This window comes from Microbacterium sp. HMWF026 (assembly GCF_003061325.1).
Lineage (GTDB): Bacteria > Actinomycetota > Actinomycetes > Actinomycetales > Microbacteriaceae > Microbacterium > Microbacterium testaceum_E.
Window position 1 is genome coordinate 1 of sequence record NZ_QAJB01000450.1, and the last position, 1,312, is coordinate 1,312.

Genomic DNA, 1,312 nt, shown 5'->3' on the forward strand with positions numbered 1-1,312 from the left:
CCCCCGTGCGCCCTACGTGCCTGTGCGACAGGACCCCCGCGAGCCCCCGCCCGCGCTACTCGCCCGCTTCGCGACCGTACAGCCCGCGCCCGGTCGGCGGCTGGCGTCGCGGCGACGTCTCTTCGCGCCGGCGGCTGATGTACACGGCGAGGACGCCGATCCCACCCAGCGCCACGAGACCCGCGAGGCCGATGCCGGTCGCGGTGAGGATGGCCTCGGCATCCGGTCCCGGTCCGATCACGACGGCGACGGCTCCGGGCGTGGCCGTCGGCGTCGCGGTGGGCGTGCTGGTCGCGAAGGGGCTCTGCGGGCCCCGCAGTCCCGCCCCGGGGACGAGCACGATCGCATCGTAGGGCTGCACGACGCCCCAGCCCGAGGTGTTCGAGCGCGCGTCCGGCTGCGCGCGCACGGCGGTCGCCTCGAGCCGGTACGCCCACTGCGCGGGAGTCTCGTCGGGATGAGCGGATGCCACCAGAGCTGCCGCGGCCGAGACGTAGGCCGCCGCGTAGCTGGTGGCGGGTTCGTTCGCCGCGACGACGCAGTCCCCGCCCAGCGGCCAGGTCGAGGCGATCTGCTGACCCGGCGCGGCCAGGCGCACGTGCGCGCCGTGGATGCTGGCCTGCGTGACCGTGCCCTCGGTGCCGGTCGCGGCGACGCCGATCGCGCCCGAGAACCCGGCCGGGTAACGCGGCCCGTCGTTCTCGTCGATCTCGACGGCGGCGTCGGAGTCGCGGTTGCCCGCGCTGGCGACCACGAGACTGCCGCGCTCAGCGGCGTAGGCGACGGCGTCGGCGAGGGCGCCGTTCTTCTCGGTCGTGCTCATCGAGACGTTGATGATCTGCGCGCCGCGGTCGGCGGCCGCGCGGATGCCCTCGGCCATCCGCGCGGTGTTCGGTCCGAACCCGGCTTCGCGCACCTGGTCGGACACGTCCGCGTAGACGCGGATCGGCAGGATCTTCGCCGCCGGGGCGAGCCCTTGCACGCCCGAGCCGGTGATTGTCTGGGCGGCGATCTGCCCGGCGATGACGGTGCCGTGGCCGTACTGGTCGGTGCGTCCTGAGCCGTCGGTGCCGTCGGGCACCAGGTTGACCCCGGGCACCACGACCGCGTCCAGGTGCGGGTTCGCCGCGATCCCGGAGTCGACGACGGCGACGGTCACCCCCGCCCCGCGGGTGAGAGCCCACGCCGCGTCGCTCTGCAGCGTCTCGAGCGCGGGCGGGGTCTGGGTCACTTTCGTGTCGGCCGTGCACTGCTCGCTCGTCGCGGAGCGGATCCCGGATGCCGGCCTCACCGCCTCGGCGGGGAGCGGCGT

General features: G+C 75.1%; 1 protein-coding gene. It reads right to left on the reverse strand.

Features of this window, described 5'->3' with window-relative positions:
• Window positions 1–55 precede the first annotated feature (55 nt).
• Window positions 56–1,312 (reverse strand): S8 family serine peptidase (locus tag DBR36_RS16320; RefSeq protein WP_181373651.1); only part of this gene is annotated, 1,257 nt, incomplete at its 5' end.